General features: G+C 46.9%; 16 protein-coding genes and 1 riboswitch. Of the genes, 4 read left to right on the top strand and 12 right to left on the bottom strand.

Annotation, left to right across the window (positions count from 1 at the left end; translation table 11 throughout):
* Nucleotides 1-14: 14 nt before the first annotated feature.
* The 10 genes from rpsG to AC5WJX_RS12395 form a co-directional block, all read right to left on the bottom strand.
* On the bottom strand, nucleotides 15-482 hold the full coding sequence (rpsG, locus tag AC5WJX_RS12350) for a 30S ribosomal protein S7 (RefSeq protein WP_440428083.1): 468 nt from the start codon (nucleotides 480-482) through the stop codon (nucleotides 15-17).
* Between the two features lie 16 nt (nucleotides 483-498).
* A complete protein-coding gene (rpsL, locus tag AC5WJX_RS12355) occupies nucleotides 499-912 on the bottom strand; it encodes a 30S ribosomal protein S12 (protein ID WP_008244597.1) in 414 nt (137 codons plus the stop codon).
* Nucleotides 913-1,237: 325 nt separating this feature from the next.
* Entirely contained in the window at nucleotides 1,238-2,326 is a 1,089-nt protein-coding gene (gene dinB / locus AC5WJX_RS12360; protein WP_494484746.1) for a DNA polymerase IV, read from the bottom strand.
* Nucleotides 2,327-3,021: 695 nt separating this feature from the next.
* Nucleotides 3,022-3,591 (bottom strand): DUF3347 domain-containing protein, encoded by a 570-nt coding sequence (locus tag AC5WJX_RS12365; protein WP_494484747.1) that lies wholly within the window; start codon nucleotides 3,589-3,591, stop codon nucleotides 3,022-3,024.
* Nucleotides 3,592-3,616: 25 nt separating this feature from the next.
* Nucleotides 3,617-4,822, bottom strand: coding sequence for an efflux RND transporter periplasmic adaptor subunit (locus AC5WJX_RS12370; RefSeq protein ID WP_494484748.1), 1,206 nt, complete (start codon nucleotides 4,820-4,822; stop codon nucleotides 3,617-3,619).
* 2 nt (nucleotides 4,823-4,824) lie between these two features.
* The gene (locus tag AC5WJX_RS12375; protein ID WP_494484749.1) at nucleotides 4,825-6,045 is read right to left on the bottom strand and encodes an efflux RND transporter periplasmic adaptor subunit; all 1,221 of its coding nucleotides are present in this window, start codon (nucleotides 6,043-6,045) and stop codon (nucleotides 4,825-4,827) included.
* Nucleotides 6,023-7,267: a TolC family protein gene (locus AC5WJX_RS12380; RefSeq protein ID WP_494484750.1), complete on the bottom strand. Its 1,245-nt coding sequence runs from the start codon at nucleotides 7,265-7,267 to the stop codon at nucleotides 6,023-6,025. Before AC5WJX_RS12380 ends, AC5WJX_RS12375 begins: the two co-directional genes overlap by 23 nt.
* Nucleotides 7,254-9,191 carry an efflux RND transporter permease subunit gene (locus tag AC5WJX_RS12385; RefSeq protein ID WP_494484751.1) on the bottom strand — a complete coding sequence of 646 codons (1,938 nt, stop codon included), beginning with the start codon at nucleotides 9,189-9,191 and terminating at the stop codon, nucleotides 7,254-7,256. The genes AC5WJX_RS12380 and AC5WJX_RS12385 overlap by 14 nt, the downstream gene beginning before the upstream one ends.
* On the bottom strand, nucleotides 9,188-10,486 hold the full coding sequence (locus AC5WJX_RS12390; protein ID WP_494484752.1) for an efflux RND transporter permease subunit: 1,299 nt from the start codon (nucleotides 10,484-10,486) through the stop codon (nucleotides 9,188-9,190). Before AC5WJX_RS12390 ends, AC5WJX_RS12385 begins: the two co-directional genes overlap by 4 nt.
* Before the next feature lie 155 nt (nucleotides 10,487-10,641).
* Nucleotides 10,642-11,043, bottom strand: a complete 402-nt coding sequence (locus AC5WJX_RS12395; RefSeq protein WP_494484753.1) for an HYC_CC_PP family protein — start codon at nucleotides 11,041-11,043, stop codon at nucleotides 10,642-10,644.
* A gap of 112 nt (nucleotides 11,044-11,155) precedes the next feature.
* Nucleotides 11,156-11,243, top strand: a riboswitch (TPP riboswitch).
* Between the two features lie 57 nt (nucleotides 11,244-11,300).
* On the opposite strand from AC5WJX_RS12395, the gene thiC reads away from it, so the two are divergent.
* Nucleotides 11,301-13,184, top strand: a complete 1,884-nt coding sequence (gene thiC / locus AC5WJX_RS12400) for a phosphomethylpyrimidine synthase ThiC (protein ID WP_494484754.1) — start codon at nucleotides 11,301-11,303, stop codon at nucleotides 13,182-13,184.
* A 46-nt stretch (nucleotides 13,185-13,230) separates the two neighbouring features.
* On the opposite strand, the gene AC5WJX_RS12405 is transcribed toward thiC, so the two are convergent.
* Entirely contained in the window at nucleotides 13,231-13,392 is a 162-nt protein-coding gene (locus AC5WJX_RS12405; RefSeq protein WP_494484755.1) for a hypothetical protein, read from the bottom strand.
* 16 nt (nucleotides 13,393-13,408) lie between these two features.
* Here AC5WJX_RS12405 and AC5WJX_RS12410 point away from each other — a divergent pair, with 16 nt between their 5' ends.
* On the top strand, nucleotides 13,409-14,260 hold the full coding sequence (locus AC5WJX_RS12410; protein ID WP_494484756.1) for an alpha/beta hydrolase: 852 nt from the start codon (nucleotides 13,409-13,411) through the stop codon (nucleotides 14,258-14,260).
* 51 nt (nucleotides 14,261-14,311) lie between these two features.
* Here the strand turns inward: AC5WJX_RS12410 and AC5WJX_RS12415 are convergent, their stop codons facing one another.
* The gene (locus tag AC5WJX_RS12415) at nucleotides 14,312-14,947 is read right to left on the bottom strand and encodes a DUF8465 domain-containing protein (RefSeq protein WP_494484757.1); all 636 of its coding nucleotides are present in this window, start codon (nucleotides 14,945-14,947) and stop codon (nucleotides 14,312-14,314) included.
* Between the two features lie 35 nt (nucleotides 14,948-14,982).
* On the opposite strand from AC5WJX_RS12415, the gene AC5WJX_RS12420 reads away from it, so the two are divergent.
* Together AC5WJX_RS12420 and AC5WJX_RS12425 are read left to right on the top strand one after the other, a co-directional pair.
* Nucleotides 14,983-15,204 carry a VF530 family protein gene (locus AC5WJX_RS12420; RefSeq protein ID WP_440428096.1) on the top strand — a complete coding sequence of 74 codons (222 nt, stop codon included), beginning with the start codon at nucleotides 14,983-14,985 and terminating at the stop codon, nucleotides 15,202-15,204.
* A 444-nt stretch (nucleotides 15,205-15,648) separates the two neighbouring features.
* Entirely contained in the window at nucleotides 15,649-18,924 is a 3,276-nt protein-coding gene (locus tag AC5WJX_RS12425; RefSeq protein ID WP_494484758.1) for a SusC/RagA family TonB-linked outer membrane protein, read from the top strand.
* Nucleotides 18,925-18,940: the final 16 nt, after the last annotated feature.

Here is an 18,940-nt window from a genome sequence, read left to right on the forward strand (position 1 = left end):
TTATGAATCTAATATTAGAAACGGAAGTGAGAGAACGCTTTGTTAGCCTCAGCCATTTTATGCGTATCTTCTTTTTTCTTAACTGCAGCACCTTCACCTTTAGCTGCTGAAACGATCTCACCTGCTAATTTTTCTTTCATGGTTTTCTCGCCACGTTTACGTGCGTAAGAAATTAACCATTTCATACCTAAAGCAATTTTACGGTCAGGTCTAACCTCGGTTGGAACCTGGAAGTTAGCACCACCTACACGGCGTGACTTAACCTCTACTGCAGGCATTACATTGGTTAAAGCACGTTTCCATACTTCAAGACCGTTTTCACCTGCTCTTTTTTCAGCAAGTTCTACAGCGTTATAAAAAATATCATAAGCGATGGATTTCTTTCCATCGTACATCATATTATTTACAAACCTGGTCACCATAACATCGTTAAATTTCGGATCAGGAAGGATAATTCTCTTTTTTGGTTTTGACTTTCTCATTTTTCTTTCCTCCTAATTATTTCTTTTTACCTTTTGTTGGTGCCGCAGCTACTTGTCCTGGTTTAGGACGCTTAGTACCATATTTCGAACGACGTTGGTTACGACCAGCTACACCTGATGTATCTAATGCACCACGGATGATGTGGTAACGTACACCTGGTAAATCTTTAACACGACCACCACGGATCAATACAATGGAGTGCTCCTGTAAGTTGTGACCTTCCCCAGGGATATAGGCGTTAACCTCTTTTCCGTTGGTTAAGCGTACACGGGCAACTTTACGCATTGCTGAGTTTGGTTTTTTAGGGGTAGTGGTATATACACGTGTACATACACCTCTTCGCTGTGGACAGCTGTCCAACGCTGGAGACTTACTCTTGAACTCCAGTGCTACTCTACCTTTTCTAACTAATTGTTGAATGGTTGGCATTGTTTTTTGTTTTCTATTAAGTGTTTTAAAAACTTTACCCCTAATAAAGGGACTGCAAAGGTAGCAGAATACATTTTATAAATCAAGGGGTTAACTTAAATTTATTGTGGCCACTCCACTATAACCCGGCCCTTCTGAAATGCAGCGGCTTAAGCCAGAAAACAAAATCAAATTCGCTTCGGGAAAAACCCTGATCTAAGCATGGTTAAAAAGAGATCACACGCACATCGAACGCACAGGTTCTGTGGGGTCGGTGTGCGTGTGATGTGCGTTTGGTGTGCGTTTGGTGTGCGTTCTATCCGAAACTGCTCTAGCCAATGTCCCGCTAAAATAAACTCAGCTGTCCCGTGTATTTGCTGGCTTTTTGTTTTGGCTGCGCTTCACCGAAGTTGGACAGTGAAATGCCGAGCAGACGAATCTTGTGACCCATGGGTTCAGTACTCATCAACAGGCTTTTTGCAGTATCCACAATGGTCTTTAGATCACCCACAGGCTGAGCAAACGAACGGTTCCGGGTGATCTGTTTGAAGTCGCTGTATTTGATTTTCAGGGTGATAGTTCTGCCCGAAAGATTCTTTTTCTTCAGGCGTTCATGCACAATTTCAGCAAGCTCCTCCAGCTTAAGCTCCATATCGGTGATCTCTGTAAGATCATAGGAGAAGGTGTCCTCCGCAGCCAGAGACTTGGTTTCACGATGTGGCTGCACAGGGCGGTTGTCGATACCCCGTACGATGTTATAGTAGAAGTGCCCGGTTTTCCCGAAGCGATAAACCAGGGTTTCTTCAGACAGGCGCTTAAGGTCAGCTCCGGTATGTAAGCCCATCTGTTTCATCTTTTCCGCCGTCACCTTCCCTACCCCATGGAACTTCTCTACAGGCAGTTTCTCCATGAAAGCTTCAATAGCGGAGGGTCCGATAAATTTTAGTCCGTCGGGTTTATTGATATCAGATGCAATTTTAGCGACAAACTTGTTTATAGAAACCCCTGCAGATGCGGTAAGTTGTAATTCTTCTTTGATGGCATTTTTGATCTGTTCGGCGATTTCCAGAGCGGAGCCGATGCCAAGTTTATCTTCCGTGACGTCCAGATAGGCTTCGTCCAGGGATAGGGGTTCGATCAGGTCGGTATAGCGGTGGAAGATCTCCCTTATTTTGTTGGATACTTCTTTGTAGGCCTCAAACCTGGGACGCACAAAGACAGCGTGCGGGCAAAGTTGTATGGCCTGACGCGCAGGCATGGCCGAGTGAATGCCATACTTCCTGGCTTCATAACTTGCTGTAGCGACCACACCCCTGCCCTGTGGTGAACCACCAACCACCAGCGGCTTACCCCGGAGTTCCGGGTTGTCGCGCTGTTCTACGGAAGCATAGAAGGCGTCCATATCGATATGGATGATTTTTCGGATCGCGGCCATTAGGTAGAAATATTTGTAAAGCCTGGATAATTCAAAATTAACAATATTGAAAGATTCCTTTCCATTACGACGCAACTTAAAATTTAATGGATGGATCGCGCTAATTTGCTAATCTGAGTTAGAGCCTCTTGCGATTTTGCAATCAAGCTTAAGCCAAAAGTACTTGCATAAAGGCGTCGTAAATACCTGGCGCTATTTAGTTAGATGTATGTTTGATAAATCCCTTGAATATAAATTGTTACAGATTCGAAAAAATCGATTTCCAAAAGTAGAAAGCTTTATTCAGGAATATATCTATCGGTTTGAGAATGCCTCCTGGGGGTTCTTGGCAGCCAACCTACCCAATGAAACCGTAAACACTAACAACAAACGGTTTAGAATATATACAGAGGTTTTACGAAGAACTTTTATTCGTCAGTTTGATGTATATGTTAATAAACAAAATAGCGTTATCTTCGTGATACACAAGGAGAAGGCTACAGAAAAGCAAAACATTATAGAACAGTATGAGCAGATCTTTTCAGAAATCAACTAAGAACCAGTTAACGCTTTTGAATTCGGCTGAAGTGGTTGATACACGAAACCTAACCGTAAAGGCTCCTTGCGCCTCGTATACCAATGGCTTCAAAAGGATGTCCCATAACATTGAACGGGTGCCCCCGTTGGTGATTCCCGGGTATAAAGTGAGGGGTTAACTACAGCGTTTCTGTAACTGAACCACAAGTAAGCATACTGTCGCCGAAGTACGGATTTTTGATCTCTTTGCTCGTACTTACCCAGGATGCCCCATGATCATCCAGCGCCATCGGGCAATGTGCCACATAAAGTTTCCCTTGATCCAAACCTGTATCCTTTAACAACTTGATCAAGTCTTCATTGAGCCTTGCAAATGCAAGTCGTTGCTCCTTTATATCGCTTGTGCTACTGATCTCTGCAGCGGCACGGCCCATCAAAGCGCCGCCTTTAATTTCCCGGGCACCAGTTTCAATTGCCAGCGCAGCAGTCTTGGCGGTGTTCACATCCTCAACCACCAGGGCTTTTGTTAACACCTGATATTGCTGGTAAACTGCATCCAGATTAGGATCTTTTAAGGTGATCGTTGTCGAGGTAAGCGCAGCAGAGGCTGTATTTTTAGATTCCGCAACTACGGGTTTTTGAGCTGCATCTGCGTGCTGGTGATTTGCTGTTGAAGGCTTGTTATTGCTGCATGCTGCAGCTAGTATGGTGATAAAGCATAATAGTGCAAAGTGATTTCGTTTTTTCATGATTCTAACTATTGTTGTATTTAAATTAACTTTTGTGAACTGCGGCCATTGGATCTTTTCCCTTTTTGAGCAGGTATTCGCTATATAGCAAATAGGCACCTGATATGACCACTTTGTCGCCCGGCTGAAGTCCGGAGCTAACGGCTATTCCTTCCGTACCTTCCAGCCCTGTCTCCACTATGCGCGGTTCGAAATGGCCCGGTTTTGTTTCTACCCATACATGTGCACCCTTTCCATTGCGGATCAAGGCATCGGGTGGAAGCGAAAGGCCTTTAGCTGTACTTTTTTGAGCCACAAACACCTTTGCCTGCAGGCCGGGTTGCCATTGGTTATCAGGATTTGGCAGTTCAGCACGCATCTGCAGCAACTGAGCCCCCTGCTGCAGCGATGGATTGATAAAAGATACTTTCAGCATCTGCGGCTCATCCTCCCAACCAGGAATGACCACGCGCAGTTGCTGCCCTGCTTTGATCTGGCTAATTTCTGAAGCATAGATATCCGCCTCAACCCAGAGCGACTGATAGCCTTCCAGTCGTAACAGCGGACTACCTTCGGCAACATACTGACCCTCGGTGACAGAAAGTTCTGCAACGGTTCCACTTTCAGGCGCGAAAAAGGTGATGTTCGGACTAGCTTTCCTACTGTGTTGCAGCGATCTGATCTGGCCTTCCGACTGTCCGTACAACCGGAGCTTTTGTCTTGCAGCACTAAGGATCTGTGTGAAGGTTTTATCATCCGGAAACTGCGCGGATTGTTCCAGTGCCAGCAGGAACTCCTGTTGCAAAGTGGCCAACTGCTCAGAATAGATCTGGTAGAGTGGCTGTCCCTTTTTAATCTGTTCTCCGGTCTGGCGCACAAAAAGCCTGTCGAGCCGCCCGGCAACCCTGCTGGAAATAAAGGATGTTTGTTCCGGATTGACAACCAGCCGGCCATTTAACTGCTTACCGCCGCCATCCCCGGCGTCGCCGATGGTGATGGTTCTTACGTTAGCCAATGTCATTTGCCGCTGGTTAAGCTGCAGTCCTCCGGCAGCATCCCCTTTTTCAAAACGTACCAGGTCCATCCCGCAAACCGGGCAGGTACCCATTTCATGCTGCATGACTTGCGGGTGCATCGGACAGGTGTAGGTTTCTTTACTGGCCACAACCTTGTTCTTGCTTTTTTCCTCCCTGCAGCCAACAGTCATCATCAGCGGCAGCAGTAAAATTATGATGAGATATATTCTTTTCATGGTCATTTATTTTTAGCGGTTCTAATAAAGCTCTCACTATCCACCAGGTATTGTGCATTCGCAGCCAGTTGCCAGTCGCCAATTTCATCAAGCACCTGCACTTCCTTGTTTTGCAGCACTCCGGTTTTCACTTTGGTCGGAATAAAGACCTTCCCTTCTTTTTTAAACACTACACTTTCATTGCCCAGCGACAATACCGCAGCTTGTGGAAGCCAATAGCTATCCCGCGCGAGGAAAGGGAACTTTCCGGTTACCAACTCTCCGGGTTTCAATCCACTTTTTTGCAGATATACCCTTGCCAACACAAAATTCTCCCCCGCATTCAGTACAGGTTGGATCATGCCAATCCGGCCGGAGATAGATGAGGATGCATCTGCAAGGCGTTGAATGAGTACTTTCTCCTTTTTATTAATCTTCGAGGCGACATCAGGCGTTAAGGAAAACTCAGCCAACAGGTCACCGGTCTGGTAAATGCTAAACACCTGCTGCCCGGCATTCAGGTACTGCCCTTCACGCAGCAGTACCGGCGTATTTTGTGGTGCAGACTCCCCTGAGGCCGCGGGCATAGGCCTTGCTGCGGCACTATTATCCATGCCTGACATGCCGCTACCGCCAGTATTCCCTGCAGTTGCGACAGTTTCGCTAGCTGAAACATCCGGCAGGCTCAGGCCCTTTTCCAGGATAAAACCTGTAGCGTTACTATACACTGGGATGCGGTAAGAAACTTGTCCGGTACGTAATACCCTATCGATCTGCGCCATGTCCATGCCCAGCAGCTGTAGTCTGCGTTTTGCCGGCTCCAACATACCTGCCTCATCACCATGTTGCTGAATCAACAGGAGTTCCCGCTGTGCTGCAGCGAGGTCAGGAGCATAGAGCTCCATAATCAGCTGTCCCTTTTTAACCCTTTGATAATTGTATTTGATGTACAACTTTTCGATCCGGCCAGCAACACGGCTTGCAAGAACAACCTGGTTGCGGGTATCATAGCTGATCCGCCCCTGCACTTCCCGCACATAAAGCCTGGAACCCCTTTTCGCCTGGATCAAGGGGCTACGTGCAAGCACCTGCGCGTTTGCAGGCTTCAGCAGGCTCGTCAGGGAGGTATCTTCTGTGTTTGTAGCTACAGCTGCATCGTGCTGCCCGCTCTTGCGCTTACATGCAGTTACCGTTACAGCAAACAGGAAGAGCAGCAATAGCTTAACGATATAGTTCCTTTTCATAATCAACAATCATTTGATATAATTTCATTTTCTCATCCAGCACATTGAGCTGCATCATGGTTAAAGCCTCCCAGCTGTTGATCACCGCCACCACTTCCAGCTTATTTTCCTGATAGTTCACAAAATCGGCTTCCATAGTTTTCCGCAGGGAAGGAATGATCTTTTCTTCCATTGCAGCGATACGTTTTTGCATGGATTGGATTTCATACTGCATTCCGGTAAGCATCCCATGACTTTCCTGCAGCATACCTACACGTTCCTTTTCCATCGCCTGTATTTCATAGTTCATGGCTTTTACTTCCGACTTATACATCTTGGAGGACCATGGCGCCAGGGGAATGCTGACCATCCCCATCACACTATACTGTTTTGGCATCATGCTGCCCAGGGGCGACATGTGGTCCACCCGTAATTTAAAATCTGGTTTTGACTGGTTTTTCATCGCCTTTACCCCAAGCTGCATGGATCTGATGTTCTGCTCCATTTGCAGGATATCTTTACGCTGGCCTGCAAGCAGGACTGTGTCTAACCGGGCTTCTGGTGTAAAGGCTGGTAATGTTGAGCTGTCGATTGCTAAAGGCTGCGTTGCGGGCAAGTTCATGAGGCTGTTCAACCAGGCTTTTGCCTTGGCGATCTCCCCTTGCTGCATGCGGATCATGTTTTGATTCTCCTCGATCTTAGCCCTGGATCGGTAAACACCAGAAAGTTGCGATTGATTATAAGGGTATCTGATCTCTTCGATCTTCTGCATCATCTGCATGATTTTCTCGTTTTCCCGCAGTACTTTAATGCGTTGACCAGCGATGATCCAAGCATAATAAAGGTTTTTAGCACGGGCTTTCAGCGTGTTGGAAGCGATAGCACGTCCTGCGAATTCAACATCCGCTTTCGAAGCTTCATATACTTTCTGCGCCCGTAGCTTTGAAGGATTTGGAATCTCCTGCTCCAATTGTAGCATCAGCGAACCTTTGTCGCCATCCATCACCTCCTGTCCGGGATAGGGCGTCATGAAGGTACCCGCGCCGACCATAGGTGCCATCCAGGCACTGCCCGCTTCAGCCCTATGTTTGTAGCTTTCTGCTCTTAAAGCATAGGTTTGCAGCATCGGATTGTTTTCATCAATCCGTTTCAGAATGGTATCCAGGGATACCGTATGTTGTTGCGCAATTAGCTGCATGGGCATCAATCCGAGCAAAAGCGCTAATATTCTAATGATTCGCATTACTCACCTCCAGTTTTCCATATTTTTTCAGTTCATATTCTTTGCTCATCAGGAAGATCAGCGGTGTGACCAGCAAGATGTGTGTTGATGAGGTAAGTACACCACCAATCATCGGCAACACAATGGGCTGCATTACATCAGTACCTACACCAGTAGCCCACAAAACCGGTATTAAGCCAAATAGAGACACACAAACGGTCATGAGCTTAGGTCTGAGCCGTTTGGCGGCACCTTTCACCACGTACTCCCGCAAGTCCTCCCTGCTGATCGTTGCACTGGAGTTCCCTTTTAGCTGCACCAGCTGGTTCATCGCGTCATTTAGGTAGATCACCATTACAATTCCGGTTTCTACAGCGATACCGAAGAGCGCAATGAAGCCCACCGCCACGCCAACGGATAAACTCACATCGAAAAAGTAGATGAGGTAAGCACCACCAATGAGCGCAAAGGGCACCGTGATCAAACTCAGGAAGGCTTCTCGTAAGGAGCGAAAAGCGAAATACAGCGAAAAGAAGATCACGGCAAGTACAATCGGCGCAATCCAGGTTAAGGTCTTCTGCCCCCGGATCATATTCTCATACTGACCGCTCCATTCCATGAAATAACCCTGTGGAAGTAAGCCGCGGCTAGCGTTAAGCTTCTCCATGGCTGCCTCTACAGTACTACCCAGATCACGGTCGCGCACATTGAACATCACCGCGCCACGTAACATGGCATTCTCGGAATTGATCATCGGTGGACCATCTTCAAAACGAACCTCAGCGACTGCAGAGAGTGGAACTTCACCCATGGCTGCCGAGCTTATGGGAATGCGTTTGATGCTTTCCAGGCTGCTCCTGAATTCCTGCCCCAAACGTACGCTAATCGAAAAGCGCTGTCTGCCTTCAATGGTATTCCCAACAGCTGCACCACCAAGCGCAGATTCCACGACCTGGTTAACATCATCTACCGTTAACCCATACCGGCCAAGCTCGTTTCGTTTTACGTCAATAGCGAGATACTTACCCCCAGTAATTGGATCTACATAGAGATCAGTAACCCCGCTGGTACCTTCTAGCGCTTTTCTAACGCGTTCGGAAACTGCAGCAATGGTGTCCAGGTTCTGACCATAGATTTTTACCCCCACATCGGTTCGTATTCCTGTTGCCAACATATTGATGCGGTTGATGATCGGTTGTGTCCAGCCATTTACCACACCTGGAATCTGGAGCTTTTTATCAAGTTCATCAATGATATCCTTCTTCGTTAAGCCCTCGCGCCAGGCCGACTTAGGTTTAAGCATAATGATGGTTTCAATCATGCTGATTGGGGAGTTGTCGGTTGCGGTGCTTGCACGGCCTGCCTTACCCAAGACTTTATCTACCTCGGGCACCGATTTAATGATCTTATCCTGCACCTGCAAAATCCGCTTAGCCTCATTGTTAGACACATCAGGCAGGGTAACGGGCATAAATAAGATGCTCTGCTCATCCAGAGCTGGCATAAACTCTGTACCCAGATTCCTAAGCAGCGGAATCGTAATCAGCAAGGCGATGATATTGATGGCAATGGTTGTTTTCCGCCAGTTTAATACCCCGCGGATCAGCGGTTCGTAATAACGTTCTAAAAACCGGTTTACCGGATTGGCATGATCCGGCCGGAACTTACCTTTCATAAAAAAGGATATCAGCACGGGTGCAAGCGTAAGTACCAGTACCGCATCCACAATCATGATGAAGGTCTTGGTGAAAGCCAGGGGATGAAACATTTTTCCCTCTTGGCCAGTCAGCATAAATACAGGCAGGAAAGAAGTGATGATGATGATCGTTGCAAAGAAGACCCCACGCGAGACTTGTTTGCTCGATTTCTCGATAACCTTAAGCCTATCTTCTTCCGAGATCCAATCCTTATCGGCATCTATTTTTCTTTTGAACCAATTCCTCATAGCTTGTTTATATTTTGTTGTTCAGCCTGCCAGCTTTCATATTTTTCTGAAAGATGTTTATAGGCATTTTCACTCATGACGATACCATTGTCTACGATGACACCAATGGCCAGTGCAATACCGGTCAAGGACATAATGTTGGAGGATATGTCGAAAGCATTGAGCAGAATAAAACTCGTTGCAATGGTGATTGGTATCTGTATGATGATGCTGATGGCGCTTCTCCAATGGAACAGGAAAACAATGACCACCAGCGACACAACGATCATTTCTTCGATCAGTGTTGTTGTGATGGAGTCTACAGACTCCTGGATCAGTTCACCGCGATCATATACAATATCAAACTTGACCCCTGACGGCAGACCTTTGGAAACTTCCTTCATTTTAGTCTTTACCCGATCAATCACTTCCGCAGCATTCTCGCCATAACGCATGACAACGATGCCACCCACCCGTTCTCCCTCGCCGTCCTGGTCAAAGATGCCGAGCCTGGTTTCACCAGTCATCTGTACCGTTGCGACGTCGGAGACTTTGATAGCCGTTCCATTCTGGTTCTTCACCGGGATGGCGGCAATCTCTTCCAGGGATTTGAGGTAACCTGATGTTTTGATGATGTAACCGATGTCGCTCATCTCAAATTTGCGTCCGCCGGATTCGTTATTATTGGAGCGGACGGCAGCAATAACTTCGGGGATACTCAACTTGTAATACAGCAGTTTAATGGGATCAACCGCGATTTGGTATTGCTTCTGGAAGCCGCCAAAGGAGGCAATCTCGCTCACGCCAGGTACGTTTTGCAGGGCGAATTTTACATACCAATCCTGTATGGCCCGTTGTTCTCCAAGATCTGTGTCTGGCGCGTCCAAGGTGTACCAGAGCACATGACCTACACCGGTACCATCGGGCCCGAGCTGTGGCGTCGCACCATCTGGTAAGGTGTTACCTATGGTGCTTAAACGCTCCAGCACCCTTTCTCTGGCCCAGTACACGTCCACGTCATCTTCAAAGATCACATAGATGAAACTCATGCCGAACATGGAGCTACCACGTACGTATTTGATCTTCGGCAGCCCTTGTAAATTGGTTACCAAAGGATAGGTAACCTGATCTTCAATGAGCTGTGGGGACCTGCCCATCCACTCGGTGTAAACGATTACCTGATTTTCCGACAGATCAGGTATTGCGTCAATCGGATTCTTCTTGACCGCGAATATACCCCAGACAAACAGGCCAGTGGCCAGCAGGAGCACGATCCAACGGTTATGAAGCGACCATTCTATTATTCTATGTACCATTTATGCTTATTTGTGATGCTTGCTACCGCATGCAAAACGATCAGCTGTAAAGCTTTATAGCGCTTTAACAGGAGAAATGAAAAACTTAATAGCTTAGGCGGGCAAAGCAGGATGATCCTGATGCCCTACACGAAGGTGTAAGAAGGGAAATGGTATTATATACGATAGCTGCAATTCCGTATGAAGACGGGAATATCCTGCAGCGGAGGGGTTTCCTGATCAGGAAAATAGGTCTGTATGCCTTGGTCGGGTACTGATTTTAGAAATCTTTCCAGGAGTGTTTTAGGCAACAGCAGAGCTGCCTGTTCAAACTGGAACTCGCTTTTAACGATCTTTTGAACGTTGTCGATCTTAATGCTTTTAACATCCTGCTGGCAGCAAGCTTCCTTGTCAGAAGCGGTCTGGGTCATACCACAGAAGTCGCAGGCACTGGATTCACCTGGGCGTTCCATGCCCATCTGGACCAGTTCACCCATGCAATAATGAAGATACACCGTTGGCCCCTGAGAAAGTCCCAGGTAAACAAAGGCGAGTATGATCAAGAGTATCCTTTTCATGCGATGAGACAAATCTAAAGCTTAAGGTGGGTATTTGCTTATAGAATCTTGATAAATTTTTACAGTTTAACGTCAAAATGCATTGGTAATAAAATTGATTTCATAGCTTTATAAAAAACTTTAGGGGTGCCTTGTGCTGAGAAATACCCTTTGAACCTGATGCAGTTAGTACTGCCGAAGGGAAAAGTGAAATGACATATCCATGTTGTTTGCCATTCCTTATACAGGTGCTTCCCTGAGGTGTAAAAACAATCAACATGAAAACTGAAAAAACACCAGGAGCAGAAGTCATTAGCCGAACCCCTTTCCCGGCATCCAGAAAAGTATTTGTTAAAGGTCAGCTGCACGACATTCATGTCGCCATGCGCGAAGTTAGCGTCAGCGACACCAAGCTACACGGCAGATTTGGCGAAACCAGCCCTAATGCCGCGGTCACGATCTACGACACCAGCGGTCCTTACACCGATCCGAGTGTCGAAATTGATGTGAAGAAAGGCCTTCCTAAACTGCGCGAATCCTGGATCCTGGACCGTGCCGACGTGGAACAGCTGGATCATATCTCTTCGAGCTATGGTCAACAGCGCGCTGCAGACGAGAGCCTGAACAGCTTACGTTTTGCGCACATCAGCAAACCATACCGGGCACAAGCCGGCAAAAACGTCAGCCAGATGCATTATGCGAGAAAAGGGATCATCACTCCGGAGATGGAGTACATCGCTATTCGCGAGAACCAGCGAATAGACCAGCTGAAGGAACAGCTCAATGGCGACTTCGAGCTGATGAGTCAGCAGCATGCCGGACAAAGTTTCGGTGCGAATACCCCTAAAGGGTATATTACCCCTGAGTTTGTCCGCGCTGAAGTAGCGGCGGGTCGTGCCGTGATCCCCTGCAACATCAATCACCCGGAACTTGAACCCATGATCATTGGCAGGAACTTCCTGGTGAAGATCAACGCCAACATCGGGAACTCTGCTGTAACCTCGAGTATCGAAGAAGAAGTGGAAAAGGCAGTATGGGCATGCCGCTGGGGCGCGGATACCATCATGGATCTATCCACTGGCAAGAATATTCATGAAACCAGGGAATGGATCATCCGCAACTCCCCTGTTCCGATTGGTACCGTACCTATCTATCAGGCTTTGGAAAAGGTAAACGGTAAAGCCGAAGACCTGACCTGGGAACTGTTCCGCGACACGCTGATTGAACAGGCAGAACAAGGGGTAGATTACTTTACCATTCATGCAGGCGTGCTTTTACGCTATGTGCCGCTTACCGCAAAGCGAATTACCGGTATTGTCTCCCGCGGTGGTTCCATTATGGCAAAGTGGTGCCTTGCACATCATAAGGAGAACTTCTTGTACACACATTTTGAGGAAATATGTGAGATCATGAAAGCGTATGATGTTGCTTTCTCCCTGGGTGATGGCTTAAGGCCAGGCTGTATCGCTGATGCCAATGATGCGGCGCAGTTTGGCGAGCTGGAGACCCTTGGAGAGCTCACCAAAATCGCCTGGAAACATGATGTACAAACGATCATTGAAGGACCGGGCCATATTCCCATGCATATGATCAAAGAGAATATGGACAAACAACTCGCCCACTGTGGGGAAGCACCGTTTTACACCCTTGGACCCTTGACGACCGACATTGCTCCGGGTTATGACCATATTACCTCGGCCATTGGTGCTGCAATGATCGGTTGGTTCGGTACTGCAATGCTTTGCTATGTAACGCCCAAAGAACATCTGGGCTTACCAAACAAGAAAGACGTTAAGGATGGTGTGATTACCTATAAGATCGCCGCCCATGCCGCAGATTTGGCAAAGGGGCACCCTGGTGCACAATACCGCGATAATGCGCTAAGTAAAGCCAGGTTCGAGTTCCGCTGGGAAGACCAGTTTAACTTGTCACTTGATCCGGATACCGCAAAGGAATTTCACGATGAAACCTTACCGGCAGAAGGTGCCAAAATCGCCCACTTCTGTTCCATGTGTGGCCCGAACTTCTGTTCCATGAAGATCACTCAGGATGTACGGGACTATGCCAAAGAAAAAGGCGTGCAGGAAGACGAAGTGTTGAGCAAGGGGATGGAGGAGAAATCCAAAGAGTTTTTAGAGAAAGGGAGCGCGCTATATTTTTAGGTTGGTTCTATATCAGCGGAACAGAACGGTTTCGCTGATATTCTTTCTAGAAGGTACGGCCTACATTCAAGCTGATGAGCTTCAATGGAACCGCGAAAGAGACATTTTCATTAAAAAGATATAATCGATTTTCTTGCTTTAGTTTCTCCTGCAAAATTGTTACTTCATTGATATGGTAGCTGAAGTGATACTGTTTAACTTGCATCATAACCAAAGCAGCTTATATGACGCCTAGAACGAACGCAAAACTCATCCATCGACTCCTGATTATTATTACTCTTGTTTTTACAAGCTCAGTGGCCTTTAGCCAGCAATCAGGCACTCGGGTCGACAATATCTTCTACTATCCCGATTCAAGTTCCATCTCAGATAGCTACATTAGATCGCAGTGCAGGCTTGACATTTATTACCCGAAAAACGTTAAGAATTTTGCAACGATCGTTTGGTTTCACGGAGGTGGCATCACTGGCGGGCGCCGGGAGATTCCTGCAGCACTTCTGGATAAAGGTGTGGCTGTAATCGGAGTGGGTTATCGCTTGTCGCCTAAAGCAAAAGCACCAGCGTACATTGAGGATGCTGCCGCAGCAGTGGCCTGGGCATTTAAGCATATCGCCAACTACGGCGGCAACAATAAATTGATCTTTGTTTCCGGGCATTCTGCCGGAGGTTATCTTGGAACAATGATCACGCTTGATAAACAATACCTGGCTAAATACAAACTAGATGCAGATGCCATCGCCGGCTTGATTCCATTTAGTGGTCAGGCGATCACACACTTTACGGTACGGCAGGAAATGGGCATTAAAGACACGCAACCAACAATTGATAAGTACGCGCCATTGTATCATGTCAGGGCGGATGCCCCACCCATGTTGCTCATCACCGGCGACCGTGAAATGGAACTGTTAGGCAGGTATGAGGAGAATGCATACTTAAACCGAATGATGAAACTTGCGGGGCATAAAACAACAAGATTGTACGAACTTCAGGGATTTGATCACGGTGGAATGGCAGTACCTGCATTTCCGCTGCTGCTGAAAGAAGTTGAAGTACTTAAAAAAGGGATCTTAAAATAGCCGGAACAGCATGGCTTGAATAGCTGAGACCTTCGCCTCAGCTATGTTTTCTTATTTAAATCGCGCTTTTAGCTTGTCCAGATCCAAAGCCTCTTCCTTTTGATCCAGCTGGATTAACCAACCTTTTGTTTTAAGCATCGGTATCTCCTGTTTTGCAACGGAAAGATCTTTGCCTTTGAGGTGCTGGTGAAACAATATCGCCGGTTTCGGCTCAAAGCTGGATGCGGTATGGAACAAAACCTCTAATCTAAACTTCGGCCAGATCTGGATATCGCTCATGTTTGCGGAGTAAATACGTTTACTGGAATTGCCGGACAATGATCCTGCAAATTCAGCTTTGAATTGATCATTCTTTTCTGTTGTGAAAGCAACCAGCAGGTCGTACGAAGTATTATTCACCACATGAAAGTGCGCCACGGAATTGCTGTGCTGATCACTGACAAGCGCCAAGAAAACACCATCTTTGATAAATTCCGCAGCTGCAACTGCCGCAGCAGGGCGGTTCCCAACTACCGTATCATCCTCAGGGATACTACCGTGCACAAGGGTGACCTTAGAAGCGAGTACCGGGATTTCGAAGTCGTTGGCATCGGTTACCCCTATGGTGTCATTATCTATGATGCGGGTTACGTAACCCTCTATGTTTTCGTCTACAAAACGGACAAAATCGCCTAAGTTTATTTGCATAGCTCAAATTTACTTAATCTTCCTAATTTTGCAGCATGGCCATTAAAGAACAAGTAAACAACCCCCTGCATGGTAAAACGCTGGAGTTTATCCTGAAACAGCTTGTATGGCACTACGGTTGGGAAGAACTGTCAACCTACGTTAAAATTGACTGCTTCAAAAACAACCCGACCATGAGCTCCAGCCTAAAGTTTTTACGTAAGACAGACTGGGCGCGTAAGAAGGTGGAAAAACTTTACCTGAATACTTTTCATTAAACCAGTCTTTCGGTTGAGAGATCGTACCGGGCAGCTTCGATGTTTATTCTATGTTAACAGATGCTTGCCTCTCCTTTAGAGGTAACATTAAATTTACAACTCAGGCATAGGCTATGCACATGCATTAATTAACTTCGAGCAACCAAAACCAAATACTGTATGATCATTCTCGTAACTGCAAGCCTTGCGTGTAGCATACTAGGCTTGTTCCAACTTCAGCATCCAGCAACATACACGATTGCTTTTCTACCTGCAGCCCGGTCCACCAGGCTGTAACAAATCCATTTTGTAATTCAGGGCATCGCGCTCCTGCTTGCTGCACAGGATAATATCCTGCTGCATCGGCTTGCCCATGGTTATATAATCTGTGCTTAACGCTGGACTAACATAGCCATTACACCTTTGCCACCAATCAAAATGTACACAATAAACTCTTAAACAATCATGCTTAAAACTGTACTTAATTTTAAAAAGGAAGTCGTGTTGTTTATGGCATTTCTGCTCCTCACCTTAGGGGCAAATGCCATCGGGAACACTGCAGGCTTCCAGAATCAGGACCGCGGAAAAATCAGCGGTAAAATCGTCGACGAGAAAGGAGCACCACTTCCAGGTGCCAGTGTCCGTATCGCGGAGCTCAACCTCGTGGTGCAAAGTAATTCAGATGGTATCTACACCTTTGATGTTGCAGCAGGCTCTTACACGCTGACGGCCAGCTTTATTTCTTATACCACTGCAACCCAGACCAAGGTTGCGGTAAAATCAGGGCAAACGACGGCATTGAACATTACGCTCACGGCGGAAACCGGTACGCTTAACGAGGTGCTTGTAGTCGGCTACGGTACGCAGAAAAGGGAAAACCTCACCGGTGCTGTAACGCAGGTGACTTCGAAAGTATTGGAAAATCGTTCGGTAGCCAATCTGGCACAAGGACTTCAGGGTGTAATCCCCAACCTGAATCTGAACATCGCCGATGGTCGCCCGACGCAATCACCAGCTTTCAACGTTCGCGGAACGACCTCCATCGGCCAGGGTGGAAATGCGCTGGTATTGATTGACGGTATTGAGGGTGATCCAGGTCGTATTAACCCCAATGATATCGCCAGCGTAACCGTGTTAAAGGATGCGGCATCCGCTGCCATCTATGGTGCACGAGCAGCTTTTGGTGTGGTTTTGATCACCACGAAAAATCCTGCAAAAGAGCGCACCTCCATCAGTTATAGCATTACACAGTCTATTAAAACACCAACAACGGTTCCGGACTATGTAAGCGACGGCTATACCTTTGCCAGCATGTTCAACGAAGGTTGGTCGGCCTGGAATGACTACTCTCAAACACCTCAGAACATCAATAAGACCGTGAAGTTCTCCCCTGCCTATCTGGAAGAACTAAAACGCCGCTCAGAGAACCCTGGTCTACCGAAAACGGAGGTGAATGAAGCAGGTGAATATGTGTACTATGGTAATACCGACTGGTACGATGAACTGTACAAGGACAACACAAGTGCTACCGATCAGAACATTACCCTCTCTGGAGGTAGCGGGAAAACGGATTTCTACATTTCCGGAAGATCCTTTAAACAAAATGGTCTTTTCCGTTACAATTCGGATGATTATGAAATGTTAAACCTTAGGGCTAAGGGATCCATTCAGCTTTATCCCTGGTTGAAGGTTTACAACAACGCTGATTACTCCGCTTCCAAATACCACACGCCTTTAAACGTTGGCGAAGGTGGTGGTATCTGGCGAAACATCGCAGATGAAGGGCATACCGTAGCCCCAATGTTTAATCCCGATGGTACCCTCACCTTCTCCTCTGCTTACACGGTGGGAGACCTTTGGTATGGTAAGAATGGTATCGACATGGACAACAAGGTATTCCGTAACACAACTGGTTTCAGCACCAGCTTTTTTGATGATAAATTCAGGGTTAAAGGTGATTTCACCTTCCAGAACACCGATAACGATCAAAGCCGGAAACGCGTCCCAGTACCTTACAGCCGCAAACCCGGGGTTATTGAATATGTTGGTCTGAACTATAATGACCTGCAGAACCTTAACCGCAGCACGCAATATATGGTAACGAACATCTACGCGGAATATGAACCAAAGATCAGCGAAAATCACTACATCAAGGTGCTTGCAGGTTACAACTATGAGCAATCAACCTATAAAGGATTGGAAGCTTTACGTAACGGGTTGATCTTTGAAGATGCGAACGACATCAATCTGGCGCTTGGGCAGTCCATACAAACCTCGGGCGGCTATGAACAATGGGCCATTCTTGGTGGATTCTACCGTTTGAACTATGCTTTCAAAGACCGTTATCTGGTAGAGTTGAACGGTCGCTATGACGGTTCTTCGAAGTTCCCTGACAATCAACGTTATGCCTTCTTCCCTTCATTCTCTGCAGGATGGCGCGTGAGTAAGGAGCCTTTCTGGAAAATTAACCCGAATGTAATTACGGATTTGAAGATCCGTGCCTCTTACGGATCATTGGGTAACGGTAATATCGCTTCCTATGCCTTCCAGGAAAAATTCAAGATCGAGCAATCTGGTCGTGTGCTGAACGGTGTACGCCCGCAACAAACCAGTCAGCCGGGTGTTATCCCGAATGGCTTAACCTGGGAAACATCAACCACGCAAAACATCGGTTTGGATATCGCATTCCTGAACAACCGCTTAAACTTCAGCGGAGATGCTTATACCCGTAAAACGACAGACATGTTTACTGTAGGTATGACCCTGCCTGCTGTATTTGGAACGGGTGTACCTAAAGGAAATTATGCAGACCTAAGGACAACAGGCTGGGAAGCAAACCTAAGCTGGAATGACCGGGTGGAAGTGGGTGGCTCACCGTTGAGCTACTCCGTAAGACTTACCCTGGCGGATTACAAATCAAAGATCCTGAAGTACAACAACCCGGATCAGCGCTTAACGGACTACTATGCAGGGCAAACCGTGGGTGAAATCTGGGGCTTCGTAACTGATGGGTACTTCCTTTCGGAGGCCGATGTAGCCAACTCACCTAGTCAGATTCTATACAAATCATCCAACACCAGCAAAAGCCTTCCGGGTGATATCAAGTTCCGGGATATCAATGGCGATGGGGTAATCAACAATGGTGACAACACGGTCGGCAATCCGGGTGATCGTCAGGTTATCGGTAACTCTACCCCGCGTTACACTTATGGTATTGCCCTTGGTGCAGACTGGAAGGGATTCTTCTTCAGCACCTTCTTCCAGGGTGTTGGTTCGATGGACTGGTATCCAGGTACGGAGAATGGAACTTTCTGGGGTCAGTACAACCGCCCTTATAATAAGATCCCGACATCACACATCGGCAACATCTGGAGCCCTGAAAACCCGAACGCTTACTTCCCTAGGTATAGAGGTTATATTGCACAGAATGGATCAGGCACACTGGCCCAGGCACAAACGAAATACCTGCAGGATGTATCCTACATCAGGCTGAAAAACCTTCAACTGGGCTATACCCTATCACAAAGCTTTGTTAAAAAAGCAGGGTTAAGCAATGTACGGGTATTCCTTTCCGGAGAAAACCTATGGTCATCATCACCACTATACAAAGTGACCAGAGACCTGGACGTGGAGAACATCGGAAAATCTGACGCCATCTTAACCGGCGACAGCAACAGTGGAAACGGAAATAATTACCCTATTCTTAAGACCTTCAGCTTAGGTTTATCGGCAACGTTTTAAGAATCTAAATCTAACA

Source organism: Pedobacter sp. NEAU-ZC8, from assembly GCF_059278965.1.